This window comes from Xanthomonas sp. 3075, from assembly GCF_014197275.1.
Lineage (GTDB): Bacteria > Pseudomonadota > Gammaproteobacteria > Xanthomonadales > Xanthomonadaceae > Xanthomonas > Xanthomonas campestris_B.
The window spans coordinates 104860-123599 of the sequence record NZ_JACIFI010000006.1 but is presented as its reverse complement, the minus strand read 5'-3'; the positions used below and the strand labels follow the sequence as shown (position 1 = coordinate 123599).

At 66.1% G+C, this 18740-nt stretch carries 16 protein-coding genes; 8 read left to right on the top strand and 8 right to left on the bottom strand.

The features are described from left to right. Window positions 1-7: 7 nt before the first annotated feature. A complete protein-coding gene (locus GGR62_RS07740) occupies window positions 8-1396 on the top strand; it encodes a histidine-type phosphatase (protein ID WP_260287492.1) in 1389 nt (462 codons plus the stop codon). 357 nt (window positions 1397-1753) lie between these two features. Here the strand turns inward: GGR62_RS07740 and metK are convergent, their stop codons facing one another. Further along, window positions 1754-2965: a methionine adenosyltransferase gene (gene metK / locus GGR62_RS07735; protein WP_184407338.1), complete on the bottom strand. Its 1212-nt coding sequence runs from the start codon at window positions 2963-2965 to the stop codon at window positions 1754-1756. A 451-nt stretch (window positions 2966-3416) separates the two neighbouring features. On the opposite strand from metK, the gene GGR62_RS07730 reads away from it, so the two are divergent. Continuing rightward, window positions 3417-4220, top strand: coding sequence for a UDP-2,3-diacylglucosamine diphosphatase (locus GGR62_RS07730; RefSeq protein ID WP_184407337.1), 804 nt, complete (start codon window positions 3417-3419; stop codon window positions 4218-4220). A 223-nt stretch (window positions 4221-4443) separates the two neighbouring features. Further along, window positions 4444-5544, top strand: a complete 1101-nt coding sequence (locus GGR62_RS07725; protein ID WP_184407336.1) for a metal-dependent hydrolase — start codon at window positions 4444-4446, stop codon at window positions 5542-5544. A 416-nt stretch (window positions 5545-5960) separates the two neighbouring features. Here the strand turns inward: GGR62_RS07725 and dusB are convergent, their stop codons facing one another. From dusB to GGR62_RS07705, 4 genes are all read right to left on the bottom strand, one after another. Then, entirely contained in the window at window positions 5961-6959 is a 999-nt protein-coding gene (dusB, locus tag GGR62_RS07720) for a tRNA dihydrouridine synthase DusB (protein WP_184407335.1), read from the bottom strand. A 148-nt stretch (window positions 6960-7107) separates the two neighbouring features. Then, window positions 7108-7710, bottom strand: coding sequence for a DUF4893 domain-containing protein (locus GGR62_RS07715; RefSeq protein ID WP_184407334.1), 603 nt, complete (start codon window positions 7708-7710; stop codon window positions 7108-7110). Window positions 7711-7808: 98 nt separating this feature from the next. Beyond that, window positions 7809-8762 (bottom strand): ribokinase, encoded by a 954-nt coding sequence (locus tag GGR62_RS07710; RefSeq protein ID WP_184407333.1) that lies wholly within the window; start codon window positions 8760-8762, stop codon window positions 7809-7811. A gap of 78 nt (window positions 8763-8840) precedes the next feature. Continuing rightward, window positions 8841-10139: a nucleoside transporter C-terminal domain-containing protein gene (locus GGR62_RS07705; protein ID WP_184407332.1), complete on the bottom strand. Its 1299-nt coding sequence runs from the start codon at window positions 10137-10139 to the stop codon at window positions 8841-8843. A gap of 739 nt (window positions 10140-10878) precedes the next feature. Here GGR62_RS07705 and GGR62_RS07700 point away from each other — a divergent pair. From GGR62_RS07700 to GGR62_RS07680, 5 genes are all read left to right on the top strand, one after another. Then, the gene (locus GGR62_RS07700) at window positions 10879-11847 is read left to right on the top strand and encodes an aldo/keto reductase (protein WP_184407331.1); all 969 of its coding nucleotides are present in this window, start codon (window positions 10879-10881) and stop codon (window positions 11845-11847) included. Between the two features lie 352 nt (window positions 11848-12199). After that, a complete protein-coding gene (locus tag GGR62_RS07695; RefSeq protein ID WP_184407425.1) occupies window positions 12200-12439 on the top strand; it encodes a hemin uptake protein HemP in 240 nt (79 codons plus the stop codon). A gap of 153 nt (window positions 12440-12592) precedes the next feature. Beyond that, window positions 12593-14824 carry a TonB-dependent hemoglobin/transferrin/lactoferrin family receptor gene (locus GGR62_RS07690; RefSeq protein WP_184407330.1) on the top strand — a complete coding sequence of 744 codons (2232 nt, stop codon included), beginning with the start codon at window positions 12593-12595 and terminating at the stop codon, window positions 14822-14824. A 5-nt stretch (window positions 14825-14829) separates the two neighbouring features. Further along, window positions 14830-15477 carry a Hemin transport protein gene (locus GGR62_RS07685; RefSeq protein WP_184407329.1) on the top strand — a complete coding sequence of 216 codons (648 nt, stop codon included), beginning with the start codon at window positions 14830-14832 and terminating at the stop codon, window positions 15475-15477. Continuing rightward, window positions 15474-16406: a DUF6607 family protein gene (locus GGR62_RS07680; RefSeq protein WP_184407328.1), complete on the top strand. Its 933-nt coding sequence runs from the start codon at window positions 15474-15476 to the stop codon at window positions 16404-16406. Before GGR62_RS07685 ends, GGR62_RS07680 begins: the two co-directional genes overlap by 4 nt. A 184-nt stretch (window positions 16407-16590) precedes the next feature. Here GGR62_RS07680 and GGR62_RS07675 read toward each other — a convergent pair whose 3' ends face one another. From GGR62_RS07675 to GGR62_RS07665, 3 genes are all read right to left on the bottom strand, one after another. Beyond that, window positions 16591-16944 carry a DMT family protein gene (locus GGR62_RS07675; protein ID WP_184407327.1) on the bottom strand — a complete coding sequence of 118 codons (354 nt, stop codon included), beginning with the start codon at window positions 16942-16944 and terminating at the stop codon, window positions 16591-16593. Window positions 16945-17023: 79 nt separating this feature from the next. Continuing rightward, window positions 17024-17908, bottom strand: a complete 885-nt coding sequence (locus GGR62_RS07670; protein ID WP_184407326.1) for an ABC transporter permease — start codon at window positions 17906-17908, stop codon at window positions 17024-17026. Beyond that, window positions 17905-18738 (bottom strand): ABC transporter ATP-binding protein, encoded by an 834-nt coding sequence (locus GGR62_RS07665; protein WP_184407325.1) that lies wholly within the window; start codon window positions 18736-18738, stop codon window positions 17905-17907. Before GGR62_RS07665 ends, GGR62_RS07670 begins: the two co-directional genes overlap by 4 nt. Window positions 18739-18740 lie beyond the last annotated feature (2 nt).

Genomic DNA, 18740 nt, shown 5'->3' with positions numbered 1-18740 from the left:
GTCCGCAATGAAAGCGGGGCAGGGCGGTGAATGCCTGCCCGCAGGCGATGACGGCAGCGACGCGATGGTGGCCGTAGGGCTGCCGTCGTGCGGGATTGTCGCGCCGGCGCACGCAGGTGTCAGGCGACGGTCGAAGGCAGTGCCTCGGCCGCGATGGCCGTTGCCGGCATTGGCGCTCGGCGCGTTGTTGCTGATCGGTTGCGCGCCACGTGCGCCCACGCCGCCGGCAGTTGCGCAGACCGCCAAGGCCGCGCAACTGGAGCGCGTGGTGGTGGTGTTCCGGCATGGCGTGCGTGCGCCACTGCAGGGCGAGGCCGCGGCTGCGCACTACGCAGATGCGCCGTGGCCGCAGTGGTCCACGCCGGCCAGCCTGCTCACGCCACGCGGGCGCACCGCTGTGCAGTTGAGCGGCACGTATCTGCGGCAATGGTTGACCCAGCAGGCGCTGTTGCCGGGTACCGGTTGCCCTGCGCCGCAGAGCGTATCGGTCTGGGCCAATACCGACCAACGCACCATCGATAGCGGCAGCTTGCTGGCCGACGCGCTGGCACCTGGCTGCGGGATCGTGGCCGGGCATCGTGAGGCCGGTAGCAACGATCCGTTGTTCCGGCCGATCGAAGCTGGCGCGGTGCCGTTCGATGGCGCGGCAGCGGTCGCCGCGATCAACAAGCAAACCGGCGGACCTGCCGCATTGCTGCAAGGCCACGTGGCCGAGTTGCAGGCGATGCAGCAGATTCTCGGGTGCACCCGCACGCCCTGCGATTTTGCGCAGATGCCGTCCACGCTGGCGCCATCGGTCAATGGGCGCGGCCTGGCCCTGGGCGGGCCGATCGATCTGACCTCCGGCACTGGGGAAGTGTTGTTGTTGCAATACGCCGAAGGCTTGCCGTTGTCGCAGGTCGGTTGGGGCCGTGCCACGCCCGAACGCCTGGCGCAGGTGTCGCGCCTGCATGCGTTGTTGTTCGACATCTACGCGCGGCCGCATTACATGGCGTCGCGCTCGGGCGCGCCGCTGGCACGCGAAGTGCTGCAACGCTTCGGCGATGCGCAGGCACCGAAAGTCTCGGTCTTCGTTGGCAGCGATACGCATATTGCGGCGTTGAGCGGTTTGTTGGGCGTGCATTTCCACCTGCCCGGTTACGGCGCCGACGATCCGCCACCGGGTGGCGCGTTGTTGCTGGGTCTATGGCGCGAACCGAGTGGGGAGCAGGTCGTGCGCGCACGGTATCTGGCGCAATCGCTGGATCAGCTGCGCACGTTGGCGCCGCTGGATCTGGCGCATCCGCCGTTGCAGCAGGAGTTGGCGTTGGACCTGTGCGCGGCAGGGCAACGCATGGCGTGTCCGCTGCACGCGTTCGCGCAGGCGTTGGAGCAGCAGTTGCAACGCGATCCTTGAAGGCAGCGTCGGGCCGCGAGGTGCCAGCTGGCGTTTTTCTCCTTTGCGCGCGCCAACCGCTTCAGCGAACCGAAGCAGTTGCGAAACGCCTGCAGATCGCGTGTGCGGGGTCGGTCGGTGCGCGCGGTGTCGCATCCGGTGTCGGGACACGCGGTGAATCCGCCCCCGGACCAACTGTGTCATTGCAGGGGCTCTGGCCGTTGCGCAAGCCGGGCACGCAGATGCCTGCTTGCGCAACCGCAAGCGATGATTCCTACGCAAGCCGCGATGACGGCACGCGTGCCGCCAAAACGCAGATGGGCCGCATCGGCGGCCCATCTGCACTGCACTAGACACGCTCCCGCAGGAGCAGCTGACTTACTTCAGCTTGGCGTCGGCGCGCAGCGCCTCGGCACGGTCGGTCTTTTCCCACGAGAACGAGGTCGCGCTGTGCTGCGCGCCGGTTGCGTCGGTATAGGTGAAATCCTTCGGCTTACGGCCGAAGTGACCATAGGACGCGGTCTGCTGGTACATCGGGTGGATCAGGTCGAGCATCTGGATGATGCCGAACGGACGCAGGTCGAAATGCTTGCGGATCAGCTTTTCGATCTGCTCGTCGGCGATCTTGCCGGTGCCGAAGGTGGTGACCGAGATCGAGGTCGGCTCGGCCACGCCGATGGCGTAGGAAACCTGCACTTCGCAACGGTCGGCCAGGCCGGCGGCCACGACGTTCTTGGCCACATAACGCGCGGCGTAGGCGGCCGAACGGTCGACCTTGGACGGATCCTTGCCGGAGAACGCGCCGCCACCGTGACGGGCCCAGCCGCCGTAGGTGTCGACGATGATCTTGCGACCGGTCAGGCCGCAATCGCCCACCGGGCCGCCGATCACGAACTTGCCGGTCGGGTTGATGTGGAACTTGGTGCCCTTGTGCAGCCACTTGGACGGCAGCACCGGCTTGAGGATTTCCTCGCGCACCGCTTCGATCAGGTCTTTCTGCTTGACGCCCGGATCGTGCTGGGTCGACAGCACCACCGCGTCGATCGCGGTCGCCACGCCATCTTCGTAACGCAAGGTGACCTGCGACTTGGCGTCCGGACGCAGCCAGGACAGCGCCGAGTTCTTCTTCTTGCGGATCTTGGCCTGCTGCTCGACCAGGCGGTGCGCCAGATGGATCGCCGCCGGCATGTGGCTGTCGGTCTCGTTGGTCGCGTAGCCGAACATCAGGCCCTGGTCGCCAGCGCCCTGTTCTTCGGGCTTCTTGCGGTCCACGCCCTGGTTGATGTCCGGCGACTGCTTGCCGATCAGGTTGAGCACGCCGCAGGTCTCGCCGTCGAAGCCGACGTCGGAGCTGTTGTAGCCGATGTCCAGGATCACCTTGCGGGTCAGCGCTTCCAGGTCGATCCAGGCGCTGGTGGTCACTTCGCCGGCGACGATCGCCACGCCGGTCTTGACCATCGTCTCGCAGGCCACGCGGGCGCGCTTGTCCTGGGCCAGGATGGCGTCCAGCACTGCGTCGGAGATCTGGTCGGCAATCTTGTCCGGATGGCCTTCGGAGACCGATTCGGAGGTGAACAGATAGCTGGACATCAGGCTTATATCCCTTAATTCGGATGAAAAGATGGGTGCGGATGATACACCCTCCGGCACGCCTGCGCATTGTGCGCCTGAATGGGCTGGTGTGGCGTTAAAACCGTGTACTGGCGCGGGTTTGCATGGTCATGCGGCTGTCTTGATACTGCCATGCGGTGGTCGTGTCGAGCGGTCAGCATGCGCCCGTGCCGGGGCTGCGTCGCTGCATGCAGAGGTGGTCCCGGGGGAATCTGAGATGTCTTCGGGCATCGTCGGGCTGGAGTGAGCGCGCAGGACCACGTTGGCAGCCAAGTGGCCCTGGGCGGGATCGCCAGTGCGGCAAGCTGCGCCGCAGCGATGCGGGTGCGCCGACCGTTCGACGCGATGCCGACGCCTGCAGGCGGCGCACGCACCGGCTGCGCACCGCTTCGCCAGCGGCTGCGAGGATTTTTGCCCTGGAGACGTCCGCATGCGCCTGTCCACCTTGCATCCTCCCGTCCGCGCCTTGTTTCTGTCCGATCTGCATCTGGGGTCGCAGCATTGCCATGCCGCCGAGATTGCCGCATTCATTGCCCGCCAGCGCTGCCAGACCTTGTATCTGGTGGGCGATATCGTCGACCTGTGGTGGATGTCGCAACGCCGCGCGGTCTGGGACGCGGCACATCAGCAGGTGATCGCCGCGTTGCATGCGCAGGCCAGGCGTGGCACCGAGATCGTCTACGTACCCGGCAATCACGATCGTGCCATCCGCCGCTTCTGCGGCCTGATGATGCCGGCCATGCAGGTGCGTCGACGCAGCATCCACACCTTGCTGGACGGGCGTCGGCTACTGGTCACCCACGGCGACGATTATGATGCGCAGACCCATTTCGGTGGGTTGCAGGAGCGCTTCGGCGACTGGTTGTACTACCGCATCCTCACCGGCAACCAGCTGACCAATCGCCTGCGTCGCCGCCTGGGCATGCGCTATTGGTCGTTGGCCGAATTTCTCAAACGCCGCAGCAGCGCCGCCGAGCGCTACATCGGACGCTTCGTGGCCGCCGGCCTGGCCGATGTGGTACGGCGCGATCTGGACGGCATCGTCTGCGGTCACATCCATCGTGCGGCATTGCGTATGCAGGCCGGGCACATCTACGCCAATACCGGCGACTGGGTGGAGAGCCTGACGGCGCTGCGCGAGACGCAATGCGGCGCGCTGCAGCTGGTGAATCATCACGGCGAAGTGCTGGCCGAGCTGGCACCGCAACAGATGGAGCAACGGCGCGCGGCGTGAGTGCGCCGTTGTTGTAGTGGCTGATGCAAAGGCCAAGCCTGCGCCGTTGGATGTGCGGCGCGTTGCGCCGTCTGCTGCGCTCTTGCGAACGGGCATGCGCTCACCGACGCGCTGCCGCTGTTGCAGCGGTGCGGTGCGGCGGAGCGCGTCACCTGGCTGACCGCACGCCAGCGAGAACTGGCGTGAAGGCTCCGGGCGAGGTCTGGGCTGCTAGCATCGCTGCATGGATTCATTGACCCAGATCGTTCTTGGCGGCGCCGTCGCTGCCGCCATCGCGCCGGCCGGACAGCGCCGCGCCGCCTTGCTGGCCGGCGCCGCACTGGGCACCTTGCCCGACCTCGATGCGCTGGTGCTGCTGCCGCTCACCGACGACCCGGTCACGTTGATGACGGCGCATCGCAGCGTCAGCCATTCGTTGTTCGTGCTGCCGTTGGTGGGCTGGCTGATCTGGTGGCTGTTCCGTCGCTACGGCAACGGGCGCGTGGCCACTGCGCCCAAGCGCTGGTTCTGGGCGATCCAGCTGGCGTTGATCACCCATCCGCTGCTGGATGCCTTCACCGTCTACGGCACCCAGCTCTGGTGGCCGTTGCAGCCGCATCCGGCCATGTGGTCTAGCATTTTCATTGTCGATCCGGCCTACACGCTGTGGTTGCTGCTGGCGTGCGCGGTGGCCTGGTTTGCACGCGCGCGCCCGCTCGCCCAGCACGTGCTGGTGATTGGCCTGGTGCTCAGTTCCGGCTATCTGGGATGGTCGTTGCTGGCCAAGCACCTGGTCGATCGCCAGGCAGATCGCGCACTGGCCGCGCTCGGACTGGGCGATGCGCCGCGGTTTTCGGTGCCGATGCCGCTCAATACCTTGCTGTGGCGGGTGGTGGCGATGACTCCAAACGGCTATGTGATCGGTGAGCGCTCGCTGGTGGCCGACACCGGGCCGATGCAGTTTCGCGGCTATTCCAGCAACACCCAGGCGCTGGGAGAAGTGGCTGCGTTCGATACGGTGCGCCGGCTGACCTGGTTCAATCGCGGCTTCATGCGCGCGCGCCTTGTAGACGACGACTTGATGCTCAGCGACCTGCGCATGGGCCTGGAGCCGGACTACAACTTCAACTTCGTGGTCGCCCATCGCGCCGACGGGCAGTGGCAGCCGATCGTGCCCCGGCAGATCCAGGCTGCTTACCGCGCGCCGGTGGCACGCAATCAGATCGGCGCGGTATTGGCGCAGATGTGGCAGCGCATCTGGCACGAGCCCCGCAGCACCGTGCTGACCGGCGATCTGGAACATGCCGGTTCGCCAGCGGCTGCGCCTGCAGCGGCGAGTCAATAACCGTTGCGCTCGCCTGGGCGAAAGAAGAAACGCTGCAGGCTGTGCGATGGCAGCGCACCTGCGCCTTGCTGCGAGCAACGTGCCTGAGAGGTCGGTGGAAGGCGCTGTCATGGCGAAGGCCGCCGGCTGATGGTTCACAACCACTGTCCGGCTTCGCGCGCCGTATCAGTCGTGTGGTGGAAACCATCGATATCGTGCCGATTCCGTCCAGTGCCGAGCACGATCCGTTCGATGCTGGGGGCGCCGGCGCCGTTGCCACTCTCATGCAGGTAGCGCCTCGCTGTGGTCGTGCCAGTGGAACAGGTGCGCGCTACGCGCACGTGCGCGTGTTGCCCAGGCGCCCGCCTGGTCGTCGAAACTCCCCGCATCTCTGCGCGTATCGCGCACGCAGCGCCCATGCGCGCAACGTCAAAAGCTCAGGCAGCGGCCGATAGCGCGGGCGGTACGCCGGCAATCAACGCGTCGAAGTAGTCGCCGGTCAACGCCAGCTGCGCTTCCGGGGTTTCGGCGCGATTGACCACCGCGCGGAAGTCGGCGCTTTGCGGGTGATCCTTGGCGTACCAGCCCAGATGCTTACGCGCGATACGCACGCCCTGCGGCTGCCCGTAGAACGCGTGCAGCGCTTCCAGGTGGCCGAGCAAGGTGTCGCGCACGAAGACCAATGACGGTGGCGGCAACAACTCGCCGGTGGCCAGGTAATGCGCCACTTCGCCGAAGATCCACGGACGGCCCTGCGCGGCGCGGCCGATCATCACCGCATCCACGCCGGTGTCGTGCAGCACTTGCGCCGCTTTCTGCGGCGAATCGATATCGCCGTTGGCGATCACCGGAATCTGCAGCGCGGCCTTGATCTCGGCAATGGTGGCGTACTCGGCAGTGCCGGTGTAGTGCTGGTCGCGGGTGCGGCCATGCACGGCCAGCGCAGCGATGCCGCAATCCTGCGCGATGCGTGCGATGGTCGGGCCGTTGCGGTGATCGCAGTCCCAGCCGGTGCGGATCTTCAGCGTCACCGGCACATCCACGGCCTGCACCACCGCGCGCAGAATGCGCGCCACCAGCTCCTCGTCGCGCATCAACGCCGAGCCGGCCCAGGCATTGCAGACCTTCTTGGCCGGGCAGCCCATGTTGATATCGATCAGTTGCGCGCCATGGTCCACGTTGTAACGCGCCGCCTCGGCCAGCTGCTGCGGCTCGGTACCGGCGATCTGCACACTGATCGGGTCCGGTTCGCCGGCGTGGTCCATGCGGTGCAACGACTTGCGCGTGCCCCAGAAGCGCGGATCGGAGATGGTCATCTCCGACACCGCCAGCCCGGCGCCCAGGCGCTTGCACAGCAACCGGAACGGCTTGTCGGTGACGCCCGCCATCGGGGCGAGGATCACCTTGGGGGCGATGGTGTACGGGCCGATCTGCATGCGCGCATTGTCGCTGCGGTTGCCGCTGCTGCCAACTCGGGCGCCGCCGGAGGGGCGCGTACAGTGGCGAGCGCTCACTCAGGTTGGAGCAGGCCAGCGCATGCGCCAGCCGGGTCGCGCGGACGCGACCGGGCCGAAGATCGCGGTGTCAGCGGATCAGCTGGTATAGCTCGAAGCCCTTGGCGCCGCCGTCCAGGATCAGCAGCAGTTCGTCCGGCCCCAGTGCGACCATCCGGCCGACGCTGTTGCCGTTGGTGCCGTCTGGGAGGTTGCCGGGCGCGTAGCGGCCTTCCGGTGCGTCGTTGACCGTGCTGGCACCAAGGAACGCGAACTCGCGGCTGTCCTTGGCCAGTGGATACAGCGTGCCGCTGCGGCGCTGCGAGCCGTTGATCTTGCTGAAACGATAGCCGCAGGCATCGCGGCTGATCACGGCCTTGAAATAGGGGTAGGCATAGGCGAACCGCTGGTCGACCTGGATCGAGCGCACCTTCCAGCGGCCGTCCAGCTTGCCCGGTACCTGCGGCGACTGCGCACGCTGCAGCAGCGTGCGCGCCAGCGCGGCGCCGTCTTGCTGGTCGGCATCGTCGTAGTGTGGCGCGATCGCCTGTTGCAGGCTGTCCGCGGACACGGTCACCGCAGCGCGGTCGGCATCGCTGGCAGTGCCGTTCCAGTCGCAGCGCTGCGCAGCGGCCGACAGCGGGACAAGCCAGGCGCACAGCGCAACGAACGGGATCAGGGAAAAACGACGCATCGAGCACTCCTTGTCGTGATGCAGGCCCGTCGCGGCGACGGGCGGTCAGGTGGGGCAGGGCGAGCGAAGCAAGCCGCTACCGTCATCGGCGCAGGCAGTTAGCCGGCGTCCGGCAGCAGCCGTGGCATCGACGCCGCAGCACCTTCCACCTCGGTGGAACGAGCGGCGTAGCGGGTGGCAAAGCGCACGTGGGTGATGAAGCTCGCACCCGGCGACTGCGCCAGCGAGGCCACCAGTGCGCCGTTGAAGGCGTCGCCGGCGCCGGTGGTGTCGACCGTTTGCGCGCTTTCCGCACCCACCCGGTAATGCACCGCGCTATCGCCGCGCAGCTGTTCTTCGGCGTGCGAAATGAACGCGCCCACCGCGCCCAGTGTCACCACCACGGTGCCGCCCGGCAGCAGCTTGCGGCATAGCGAATGCAGCGTGTTGCCGTCCAGCGCGGCGACGTCGTCGGCATTGATCCGTTCGCCGACGTGGCGGCCGAGCAGGGCGGCGAATTCGGTTTCGTTCGGCGTCATCACGTCCGACAGCTTGAGCAGGCCGATCGATGTGGGTGCATTGGCCGGTGCGGCGTTGAGCACGGTCAGCACGCCGCATTCGCGCGCCAATGCCAGCGCCGATTCGATGGTTTCCGCCGGCGATTCCAGCTGCGCCAGCAGCACCCGGGCCGAGGCGACCAACGCGCGCTGGTTGTCGATGAAGCCCGCGCTCAGCACGGAGTTGGCGCCAGCGCCGATCACGATGGTATTGCGGCCATGCGCGTCGACATAGATGCCGCCGGTGCCGGTGGGCTCATTGCTGGGCTCGGCGATCAGCGCGAATCCATCGTGCGCGGCCAGCGAGCGCGCCAGCGCACCACCGGCATCGTCGCCCAGCGCGCACAGGAAATGCGTCTTTGCGCCGGCACGCGTGGCGGCGACCGCCTGGTTGAAGCCCTTGCCGCCGGGGCCGGTGCTGTAGCGGCCGGCGATGGTGGCGCCCGGCGCAGGCAGGACATCACAACGCCACACGTGATCGACATTGAAGGATCCGACAACGACGACCGAACTCATAAATACCCTTGCTTGTAATGACTGAATAAAACGTGGCGTGCAGCGATTAGACCGGCACACCGATGAACCCGCGCCGCCTCAACCGAAATGCGAGAGCACCCCGGCAATGGTAGCGGTCATGAAGGTAGCGATCGAACCGCCCAGCACCGCACGCAGCCCGAACTTGGCCAGATCGTGACGCCGTTCCGGCGCCAGCCCCCCGATACCGCCGATCTGGATTGCGATCGAGCTGAAGTTGGCAAAGCCGCACAGCGCATACGTGGCGATCAGCCGGCCTTCGGCGCTCAGGCCCACGCCTGGCACTTCGCCCTTCACGATACGCGACAGTTCGCTGTAGGCGACGAATTCGTTGATCACCACCTTCTGCCCGATCAGCGAGCCGACCGTGGTCGCGTCCGCCCATGGCGTCCCGATGACCCACGCGATCGGCGCCAGCACGTAGCCGAAGATGGTCGACAGGTTCGTCGGGCGGCCCAGCAGCGAAGCAGCGCCGGTGATCTCGCCCAGCCAGGTCAGCGGTGCGTTGATCAAGGCGATCAGCGCAATGAAAGCCAGCAGCATCGCGCCGATGTTCAGCGCCAGCCGCAAGCCATCGCCGGCACCGGCGGCGGCGGCGTCGATGACGTTGCTGGTGGTCTTTTCCACTTCCATCTTGACCGTGCCGCGGGTCAGCGGCGTGCCGGTTTCCGGCACCAGCAGCTTGGCGACCACCAGCGTGGCCGGCGCGGCCATGATGCTGGCGGCGAGCAGATGCTTGGCGTAGAACGCCTGCTGCGCGGGGTCGCTGCCGCCGAGCATGCCCACGTACGCGGCCAGCACGCCGCCGGCGATATGCGCCATGCCGCCGATCATCATCGTCAGCAACTCGGACTGGGTCATCTTGGGGATGTACGGGCGCACCGTCAGCGGCGCTTCGGTCTGGCCGATGAACACGCTGGCGCAGACGCTGGTGGTTTCCGCACCGGACACGCGCATCACCTTGGTGATCGCCCAGGCCATCGCACGCACCACCACCTGCATCACGCCCAGGTGATAGAGCACGCCCATCAGCGCCGAGAAGAAGATGATGGTGGGCAACACCTGGAACGCGAAAATGAAGCCATAGCTGTCGATGTTCATCAGGTTGCCGAAAATGAAGGTGGACCCTTCATTGACGAAGCTCAGTACCTTGACGAAGCCCTTGCCCAGCGCGTCGAACACATCGCGTCCGCCCGGCACCAGCAGCACCAGTGCGGCGAACGAGATCTGCAGCGCCAGACCGGTGGCGACCAGCTTCCAGTCGATCGCGCGACGATTGTTCGAAAACAGCCAGGTGATGCCGATAAGCACCGCCAGACCGAACAGGCCGAAGCCGATCCTTCCCAAACCTTCGACCATTCCATTCCCCGGCGCAGACGGCAAACCGAGAAGCCTAGAGCAGGGGGTGACGGTGGGCAAGGCGAGCGGTGTTCAGAGGCTCCCCTTTAGCCCGCAGCCGAGATGCAGCGGGCGCTGGCAGGCCGGCAGTGGCGAGCGGGTGAGCCGTGCTTGCGCAAAGTGGGGGATTTGCGGAGTCGACTCACTGGTAGTGGAAGGGATAGCGCGATGACGCCAGCGAAGGCCACGCTGCGTGATTCGATCCGGCAGCCAGACGCTGCTTTTCCATCAGTCGCCGACGACAGCCGAAGGTGCTTGCGCGCGTACCGGCGTGGGACCTTATGCGGCATGGATGCCGCATAAGAGCCTACACGGACGTACTCGCGGCGTGTCCCACGCCGGTACGCGTGCAAGCGCCCCGCGGTGACCGAGGCTTTCTCAAAAACCGGTCAGACGTCGCGGGTGGGAGCGGTCGATGCGCGGCGCCGCATCCGGGAGCGGGACACGCCGTGAATCCGTCCCTGGAGGCTCGGTGGCGGCATCCATGCCGCCACACGGTCCCGCCCCCGGATACGACACCGCGCTTCCACTCTTCGTGGCTGCTGATCGGAAAGCGATGCCTTCGGGCAAACAGCGTACCTGCGGATCCACAGTGATTATTAGGCCAGTACGACATGCCCTGTCGCCCCAGCAACCTCACGTCCTACACTGCGCACGCCGATCCGGGGCAGGGCGCCGCGGAGGTTGTTGGAGTCTGCCAATGCATTACCGTCGTCTGGGGTCCACCGGGCTGCAGCTGTCGGCCCTTTCATTCGGGGCCTGGGTCACCTTCGGCAAGCAGATCGGGCGTGGCGAAGCGCGCAACCTGATCGCCGCCGCCTGGGACAACGGTATCAACTTCTTCGACAACGCCGAGGTCTATGCGCGCGGCCGCGCCGAAGAGGTGATGGGCGATGTGATCGCCGACCTGCGTCTGCCGCGCGATGGTTACTGCGTGTCGAGCAAGGTGTTCTTCGGCGCGGTGGACAGCCCGCGCCCCACCCAGCGCGGGCTGTCGCGCAAGCACGTCACCGACGCTTGCCACGCCGCGCTCAAGCGCCTGCGGGTGGAGTATCTGGACCTGTATTTCTGCCACCGGCCCGATCCGGACACGCCGATCCAGGAAACCGTGCGCGCCATGGATGCGCTGATCCGCCAGGGCAAGGTGCTGTACTGGGGGACTTCCGAATGGAGCGCCGACCAATTGCGTGCCGCCATTGCGATCGCCGAGCAGGAACACCTGCACGCGCCGGCGATGGAGCAGCCGCAGTACAACCTGTTGCACCGCGACCGGCTGGAGCGCGAATACGCGCCGCTGTGCGAGGGCGGGCTAGGCACCACGATCTGGTCGCCGCTGGCCTCGGGCCTGCTGACCGGTAAGTACAACGCCGGCGTGGATGCCGACAGCCGCCTGGGCCAGCCGGGCAATCACTGGTTGCAGGACGAAGTGTTGGGCGCACCCGAAGCCCGCCGCCTGGAACGCGCACGCGCGTTCTGCGCACTGGCGGCCGAACTGGGCCAGTCGCCCGCCCGCCTGGCCATCGCCTGGTGCCTGCGCAACCCGCAGGTGTCCACGGTGATCCTGGGCGCCAGCCGGGTAGCGCAACTGGAGGAGAACCTTGGCGCGCTGGAGACGCTGACCCAGGTCGATGCCGCCGATTGGGCGCGGGTGGAGGAAGTGACGCGCTGAGACGGCGTTGGCCATGCGCAAGGCGTGGCAGCGCGGCGCAATGGAGCGCGTTTCAGGCAGTGGTTTGACGCAGACGCTGTGGCTGCATGGGTAAGCGCAGTCATCCAGGCGATCCAGGCTGCCGGCGCGGCTGGGTCAGGGCCGGGGTCAGGCTTAAGCCACCGCAGTGCTCCCTCATCCGCCCCTGCGGGGCACCTTCTCCCGTAAACGGGAGAAGAGAAAAGGGCGAACAAAGCAGCTCACCGGAGCCGTGTCCCAGCGTGAAGCTGATTGACCTTGTGAATCGAATTGGTCGAAGTGATCTGAGAATGAAAGGATAAAGATGAGAATGCCTCTTGATCATTAAATGAGAATGGTTATTATTTGTCTGGCCAACCGACTGGAGACCCAGACCATGACCGCTCATCCCGTGCAGCTTCGCTCCGAACCGGTCAACCTGCGCGACCGCGCCGCCCCGCGCGCCGTGCCCGCCGAAGACCTCATCAGCAGCGAGGCGCTGCTCAAGGGCCGTCGCGAAGTGCTGATCCAGCATGGCGACCGTATCTATCGCCTGCGCCATACCAGCAACGACAAGCTCATCCTCACCAAGTAAGACGTTTCATCCGACCCCGCGCCTGCGCGTCGGGTCGGATCACCCATCGCGGGCGCTGCCGCCGCCGTCCGTGCACACCCTGTCTCTTCCCGGCGGCTGATCGCAGCGTTGTCAGCAGCACGCGCTGCCGGGAATTTCCTTCAAAGGTTCCCGATGATTCGCCTGCATCCGCTGGTGGTCGCGCTGTCGCTTGCGTTGCCTGCTGTTCCGTTGTGTGTCCATGCCGCCGACCTCACTGCCGGCGGCGAGACCGCGCGTGAGGTATACGACTTCGATCGCCTGCAGGTCACCGCCACGCGCACCCAGCGCGCCCTGGTCGATGTGCCGAGCACGGTGGATGTGATCGATCGCGAACAGCTCGACAACCAACTCGTGCGCGAGCTCAAGGATCTGTTCCGCTACACGCCGGGTGTCTCGGTGACGACCAATAGCGGGCGCTTCACCGGTGCCAGCGGCATTCGCATCCGCGGGCTGGACGGCAACCGTGTGGCGATCCTGGTCGACAACGTGCCGGTGTCGGACACCTTCAATTTCGGCAGCTACCTCAACGCCAACCGCAACTTCGTCGATCTGGAAACGCTCAAGCGCGTCGAAGTGGTGCGCGGGCCGGCCAGCTCGCTGTACGGCTCCGATGCGCTGGGCGGGGTGGTGGCGTTCGTCACCAAGGATCCGTCCGATTATCTCAGCGCCGACAAGTACAGCTATGTCGGCCTGAAGTTTGGCTACGAAGGCGACTGGAACGGCCTGTTCGCCGGTGCCACCGGCGCGTTTGGAGGCGAGCGCTGGAGCGGCATGGTGGCGGTGAGTCACCGCCAGGGCCAGGAGGCGCAGAACCAGGGCGACAACCGCAGCCGCGATTTCACCCGTACCGCAGCCAACACGCAGCGCATCGATGGGCGCAGCGTGCTCGCCAAACTGGTGTACGCCCCGAATGCGCAACAGCGCTTCAAGCTCACCGTGGAAGGCAACGAAGATTACGGCAGCATTGATGCGTTGACCGGCATCGACACACGCTCGCCCACCGCGTCGCTGCGCATTCTTTCGCAGCAGGGCCGCGACCACCAGACGCGTGCACGCGTCTCGTTCCGGCACGAACTGGATGCGCTGGACTCGGCGCTCGCCGACGATCTGCAGTGGCAGCTGTATCGCCAGGACAGCGAGAGTCTGCAGCGTACCGACGAGCTGCGTGGCAACAACACCCGCCGTCACAACGAACACAACTTCGATCAGCGTGTGTACGGCTTGCTTGTCAACGCGCACAAATTCATCGACACCGGCACGCTCAGCCACGACATTACCTATGGTCTGGACGGCACCTGGACCGATACCCGCGCCAAGCGCGACGGGTATTCGGTCAATCTGGCCAATGGCGTGGTGACCAATCGCGTGGGGCAGGACGTGTTCCCGGTGCGCGACTTCCCAAAGAGCGAAACCACCAAGCTCGGGTTGTATGCGCAGGACGAGATCCGCCTGTTCGATGGCAAGCTGTCGCTGACGCCGGGTGTGCGCGTGGATTATTTCCGCCTGTCGCCGCAGGTGGACGCTATCTTCCGCGAAGACAATCCCGGCGTTGCCGCTGCCACCATCGACGAACAGCAGGTCTCGCCCAAGTTTGGCGCGGTGTGGCGCTTCAGCGATGCGTGGTCGGCATATGCCAATTACGCGCATGGCTTCCGCGCGCCGCCGTACAACGACGTCAATATCGGCTTCACCAATCTGCAGGCGCGCTATACCGCCATCGCCAACCCGGACCTGAAATCGGAGACCAGCCGCGGTGGCGAGCTGGGGCTGCGTTTCAACGACGCGATCGGGTATCTGGGCGTCAGCGTGTACTACACCGACTACCGCAACTTCATCGAATCGTATGCGCCGGCTGGCTTCAATGCGGAGGGGCTGATGCTGTTCCAGTCGCGCAATGTGGACGATGTGGTCATCAAGGGCGCCGAAGCGCGCGGCGGAATCGATCTGGGCGCCTTGGCCGGCTGGCCGGGTTGGTCGCTCAATAGCGCGGTGGCATATGCGCAAGGCGACAATCTCACCGACGACACACCGCTCAATTCGGTCGACCCGTTGCGCGGCACGCTCGGTGTGGCCTTCGACAGCGATGGCTGGGGCGCGGAGTTGATCGGCACCTTCGTGGCGCGCAAGCGCCGCCCGCAGCTGGACAGCTATTACACCCCGGCCGGCTACGCCACGCTGGACCTGATGGGGCATTGGGCGTTCGCACCGGGCGCCAAGGTCACCGCCGGCATCTTCAATCTGGCCGATCGCCGCTATGTGGACTGGAACGCGCTGCCCAACGGCACGCTGGCCAGCAGCACGGTGCTCGACCGCTTCACCGGCGCCGGGCGCACTGCCTCGGTCAGTCTGGCCGTGAGCTGGTAGTGGCCATGTCCATCGCCCGTCCACTGCCGTCGTTGTCGCATGCACCTGCCACGCGCGCTGGGTTGCCGCGTCCGCAGCAGTTGGCGGCGCTGGGCACGATGCTGTGTCTGTATCGGCCCGCATTGGGCAATGCACTGGAGGGCTGGCGGCATGCGGTGGATGCGGCGGCGTGCCGCCAGGTCGACAGCGATGGCGTGCGCGAAAGCATCTGGTTCTTCGACGCCGAAGGACAGTGTTGCTGGCGCCTGTGCCTGCTGCCGGACAGCGACTTTCTGATCTGGGATCGGCTGATCTCGCGCCTGCGGCCGCTGCCGATGGAAACCCATGCGGCAGGCGTCGGCGAGCGGCTGTGGCGTCGCCTGGCTGGGCGCATGCGCGGTGAGACCTGGCGATTGAGCGCGCTGCGCCTGCACACCGCCGCCAGTGGCGAGCAACCGTTTGTCGCCAGCGTGGCGACCGTGTCGGCGCTGGGTGCGGACGTTGCCGCGCGGCTGGCACGCGAAGAAGGCATCGACGGTCGCGTGGCCGTGGATGATTGCTGTTGCGCCAGCGCGGCCGCCTTGCGCACTGCTTCCACCCCATCAAGCAAGATCGATTCAACCCACATGACGACGTCGCTGACGTCTCCAACCACTACACGAGAGTTCCGATGAGCCGAACGTTTCCGCGTTGCATTGCCCTGGCACTGAGCCTTGCACCCTTGATTGCCGCCGCCGATGCCCAGCGTGATCGCCAGAGCATCCTGGCGATGCAGGGCGAATATGCCGTGGATTTTGCCTTCGACGAAACCGTGCTGCTCAAGCCCGGTTACGAGCGCGCCTCGGCCATGCGCAGTGGCGCCAATGAAGTGGTGATCGTGGTGGAGGATTCACCACGCAAGCTGGTGCTGCAGCATCTGTTGGTCGACGAAAAGACCAGGCACGTGACCAAGCATTGGCGGCAGGACTGGGTGTATGAGGCGCCGCAACGTTTCGAGTTCACCGCCGACCAGACCTGGACGGTGCATGCACTGCCGCCGGCAGTCACCACCGGCGCCTGGACGCAATGCGTCTACGAGGTCAGCGACGCGCCACGCTATTGCGGCACCGGTCGCTGGGGCTACGCCGACGGCCATCCCACCTGGACCAGCGATCCGAGCTGGCGGCCGTTGCCGCGCCGCGAGTACACCAAGCGCAGCGACTACAACGCGTTGTCGGTGATCAATCGGCATACGCTCACGCCCAACGGGTGGACTCACGAACAGTTCAACACCAAGGTGCTGCGCAAGCCCGACGGCAGCCAGGAGGCGATCGCGCGCGAGTTCGGCTTCAACGATTACCGCAAGACCACCGAGGTCGACTTCACGCCGGCCTATGCGTACTGGAAAGCCACCCAAGGCTACTGGGCCAAGGTGCGCACGCGTTGGGCCCGGTTCCTGGACACACCGCCCGGCCTGCATCTGAAAACCAAGCCGGATGGCATGGCAATGATCATGCCGCTGTTCCAGCAGGCCGAAGCGGTGCAGAACCGCAAGCCGGTCAAGGATGCACAACTGGATGCAGTCTTCACACAGTGGGTGGAGCGGGCAGCTATATCGCCCTGAACCGGTTGCGCCGAATCACGCACTGCACGCATCACCTGCGCGCTGCGAAGCGTTGTGAAGTTCCGCAGCGCGCGTGATGCGATGCAGCCAGGTTGCGCACGAGACCGTGCGAGGCGCATCGGAGCACGTGGCACACCGATCGCAGGCGCCTTGTCGGGCACCCGCAGTCGCGTTGCTGGCTGGGTTATTCCTTGAACATCAAAAACGCCGCCACCAGGATCAGTCCGAACGCAGCCCAGTGATTCCACTTCAGCGACTGGCCCAGGTAGAACGTGGAGAATCCTGCGAACACCAGCAGCGTGATCACTTCCTGCATGCCCTTGAGCTGCGGGGCGGAATACACTGCGCTACCCATGCGATTACCGGGCACCTGCAGGCAGTATTCGAAGAACGCGATACCCCAGCTGACCAGGATGGCGATCATCAGCGGCGTGCTTTTGTACTTCAGATGCCCGTACCAGGCGAAGGTCATGAACACATTGCTGGCGAGCAACAGCAGGATCGGGTACAGGTAAGCGGTGAAGGGCGCAGTGGGCATGACGGCAGGCAGAGATGAACGGGCGGGCAGCATAAGCCAACTGCGTTAAGCGCACGCGACCGTACGGACGAGTCCGGTGCTAGCGCTGCATTCCCCAGCGGCGCACGGTCAGCCGCTCGATCGCCTGGAAGACCACACCTTCCACCAGCAGCCCCAGCACGATCACCATCGCCAGGCCGGCGAACACCCGGTCGGTATACAGTTCATTGCGGTTCTGAAAGATGTACCAACCCAGACCGCCCTGGCCGGAGGTGGCGCCGAACACCAGTTCGGCAGCGATCAGGGTGCGCCAGGCGAACGCCCAGCCGATCTTCAAGCCCGACAGAATTGCCGGCAACGCGGCCGGGATCAGCAATTGCACCACGTAGCGCGAGCCGCGCAGGCCGTAGTTGCGCCCGGCCATGCGCAGCGTTTCCGGTACCGCCTGGAAACCGGCGTACGTGGTCAGCGCCAACGGCCACAGCACCGAGTGCACCAGCACGAAGACCAGGCTGCCGGTGCCCAGGCCGAACCACAGCAAGGCCAGCGGCAGCAGCGCGATGGCAGGCAGCGGATTGAACATGGCCGTCAGCGTGCCGAGCACGTCGCGGCCCCAGCGCGTGGAGGCGGCCAGTGCGGTCAGTACGAATGCCAGCACCACCCCGAGCGCGTAGCCCTGCGCCAGCACGCGCAGCGAAGCGCCCACGCGGCGCAGCAATTCGCCCGACAGCAGCCCTGCGTAAAACGCGCGTGCGGTCTGCAGGGCGCTGGGCAGCATGAGATCGTCGCCGACCACGCGCGCGGCGATCTCCCATCCCGCGACCAACACCGCCAGCACCAGCGCCTTGCGCAGCCAGGGTGGAGCCTGCCAGCGCGTCGGCGTGGCGGCGGCGACCACTGCAGGGTCCAGCGGTTGCAGGGCGAACTCGTACTCGGGGCGCACCGGTGGGATCGGCGGCAGCGCGCTCGCAGTGCGGCGGCTCATGGCAGCGCCTCGCGTTGGCGCACGGCGAGGCGACGCAATGGCGCCACCTTGTTGTCGTCCAGGGTGTCGTCGGGCAGATCGAACAGCAACCGATGAATGCGCTGCGCGGTCTGCTGAAATGCCACGCTGCCGGCACTGTGCGGGCCGAATGCATGTGCGTTGAGTTCGGCGCGCACCTGGCCGGGATGCGGCGACAGCAGCAACACGCGATTGCCGACCACCAGCGCTTCTTCGATCGAGTGGGTGACGAACAACAGGGTGAAGCGCGACTGTTCCCACAACTCCAGCACCTGCTCCTGCATGCGCGAACGCGTCAACGCATCGAGCGCGGCGAACGGCTCGTCCATCAACAGCACGCGCGGGCGCATCGCCAACGCGCGCGCGATCGCCACGCGCTGCTTCATGCCGCCGGACAAGGTATGCGGATACGCCTCGGCAAAGGCGCTCAGCCCGACCTGCGCCAGGCTGTCGTCCGCACGTTCGCGTGCTTCGGCGCGTGAGAGTTTGCGAGCCGCGCGCAGACCGAACACCACGTTTTCGCGCACGCTCTTCCACGGCGCCAGCTGATCGAACTCCTGAAACACGACCACCCGATCCGGTCCCGGCCCGGTGACCGGGTTGCCGTCCAGACGGATCTGCCCCTCGCGCGGAGTCACGAAGCCGGCCACTGCCTTGAGCAGGGTGGATTTGCCGCAGCCCGACGGCCCCAGCAGCACGAAGCGATCGGCCGCATGCACATCGAAGCGTACGCGGTGGGTCGCACGCACCACGCGTTGCGCGGAGGCGTATTCCAGGCTGACGTGATCGACCTGCAGTAGTGGGGTTGTCATCG